Origin of the sequence: Serratia sp. 506_PEND, assembly GCF_001076875.1 — a bacterium.
GTDB lineage: Bacteria > Pseudomonadota > Gammaproteobacteria > Enterobacterales > Enterobacteriaceae > Serratia > Serratia marcescens.
Window position 1 is genome coordinate 1 of record NZ_JVEL01000270.1, and the last position, 2,531, is coordinate 2,531.

General features: G+C 34.0%; 3 protein-coding genes. All 3 read left to right on the forward strand.

The window, feature by feature from the left end; translation table 11 throughout:
- The coding region (locus ADK28_RS29875) for a ThiF family adenylyltransferase (RefSeq protein WP_161802702.1) at positions 1-1,033 on the forward strand (1,033 nt) is incomplete at its 5' end.
- Positions 1,026-1,523, forward strand: coding sequence for a Mov34/MPN/PAD-1 family protein (locus tag ADK28_RS07085; protein ID WP_048795271.1), 498 nt, complete (start codon positions 1,026-1,028; stop codon positions 1,521-1,523). The genes ADK28_RS29875 and ADK28_RS07085, both read left to right, overlap by 8 nt.
- Entirely contained in the window at positions 1,520-1,939 is a 420-nt protein-coding gene (locus ADK28_RS31350) for a hypothetical protein (RefSeq protein WP_124988832.1), read from the forward strand. The genes ADK28_RS07085 and ADK28_RS31350 overlap by 4 nt, the downstream gene beginning before the upstream one ends.
- The last annotated feature ends 592 nt before the right edge of the window (positions 1,940-2,531 follow it).

Here is a 2,531-nt window from a genome sequence, read left to right on the forward strand (position 1 = left end):
TATTATAGGAATACAGATTCCCAAGGGCGTTAGTGATCTTGCCTCAGACCGCTTCGATACCAGAGGTCTTAGTCGGGGCCGATTCAGAAATACAGCTTTATTAGATGGATATAGAAATTACATCGATGGAAAGATTTTAAAAAATAGAATAGGCCAAACTAAAACAGAAAATCTCATAGTTGACCGTTCTGACGATTCTTGGTTAACGGGCCGTGAGCATAACAAAACTTACAAGAAAATCTCTGAACATAAAGTAGCTATCGTCGGATGTGGTTCAGTAGGATCTTCGGTATCAAGACTGTTACTTCAATCAGGCATTAGAAAAATGATGCTTTGGGATGATGATTTAATGAAGAGTGAAAACTTCTCTCGTCATCTATTAGGATTTGATTCTGTTTATAAAAATAAAGCATTAGCTCTTGCCTCAAGGCTACGGAAAGAGTTTCCAAATGCCTATATAGAAGCTTTTAATGAAGATTGGACAGAAGATTCCAAGAATAACCAAAAAATTGCAGAAGCCGATATTATAGTAAGCTGCACTGCACATTGGAATACTGAACAGCAGTTAATTAAAAGACAGTCGGAAGACATTCTTGGTGCTATTGTCTTTGCATTTGTTGAAGCTCATGCGATGGCTGGGCATGTAATAGTCAACCAAGTGGATTCTAATGCTTTTAATAGCTGGCATATTACAGAAGGTAAATATATTGGTGCATTAAAATATCCTGCTACTTACTGGAAAGAAAATACTCGCAAAAGAATAGCTGCATGTGCCGGAGAGTTCCAGCCATACGGAGCTATCCCATTGACTAATTTACATGCTCTAACTGCAAGAACAGTAATAGATCTTATTATGGATCGTTTTTCAAATGAATCTTTTGCTTATAGTTATTTAGGAAGAGAAGCAGAACTTTTAGAATTGGGTGGAAAATGGAATGATAAATGGATAGCACAATTCGGAAATCCAGAAAAGGGTGATTGTATCATACCTCTTGTTTTTGAAAATTCTAATTGGGAAAAACGTGATGCATAAATTTCATTGTGCCGAATTAGATTTTAAAATATGCATCAGCCAAAGCATAGTAGATGAATTATTTTCTCACCGTCAAACTCACTGTTTTAGTAAAGAATCTGGGGGAATGTTATTTTCCAATAATCTCAATGACTCAGAGATTGAAATCAATAAAATAACCACACCAAGCCCTTTTGACTTGAGGAAAAGAAATTTCTTCAAGTTAAATGAGAAAAAAGCCAAAGAAGATATCATTTCGTTTTTCGAAGACGGATTTCATTACTTAGGTGATTGGCATACACATAACGAAGCCGTAGCAACCCCATCAGGAACGGATATCCGCAGTATCCAAGACTTGTTTATCAAATCAGGTCATACAAGGCCTTTTTTTCTCATGCTAATAATTCCAAATAAAGAAAATATTTCCAATTGTTATTTGGCGGCAGCAGATCGAAAGAAGCTGTATGAATTTAAATATCAGATAATTGATGAGAGCGATATTAATAAATGAATAATAAAATACTTCGTTACTGGAATTTATCAGCATTAGGTCTAATGATATTAGGTTTATTGACGGTTGCATATTTAATATATAGGAAAGAAAATAATGGAATGGATACATCTAATTACTTTTTATTGGCCCCACCTATAATAATATCGTTTGGGCTTTCTGCTTTTTATAAACGGATTAAACCTCATGCTGAGCTATTATATGCCATAGCAGCGACTGCATCTGCTCTAACTTTGTGTCTCGACGCATTACCTGACTCTACAAATAATTTATTTCCCTATTTTTTCCAGAGTGTTTTAGGATATTTAATTCTGGTATGGGTGGCGGCATTATCATTAGCTAACATAATTTACACTATTGCACATAAAACTCTCAGTTATTTCTTCGACATTTCTGAAAACAGTCCCGCACAATAACATATCAAATCCACTTGTTACACAAGTGGATTATTTTTACTCTTGTTTTGCATTGGAGGGAATATAAATGGAAATAAAAACAGATATAAAACCGGAGATATCATAAGTAAAACCTCACCAAACCCCCTATTCTTACCCCACGAATAATCTATAACAAAGATAGAAATGAAAGATAGTACAAATAAAAATAGCACTGTGAATGTAATTATGTAATCTTTTTTCTTCATTTTTATTTTTCCTTATAAAAAACATAATATACCACTACTATATTTTTTAAGAATGTCAAGAACTCATCACTACTTTTAGCGGAAGAAAGCAAGGGCTAACTTATCGAAGCTACGCTTCTCAAGTTGACCTTGCTTTTTCGCCCTTCGGTTAAAAAAGAACATCAAAACCAAAACCAACAACGCAAAATGCCCTGAAAACGTTGTTTCATTTCAGCAATAGATTCTTTATTCATTCAACCTATGCATTGACATTTTTATCTTCTGCATTATACATATTCTAAGCATAAGGAATATGCTTCTGTCAAAAAACGAAAGGAGTTCGTATGAAAAATACTTTTAATAAAATTAATAAAAACGAATCACAT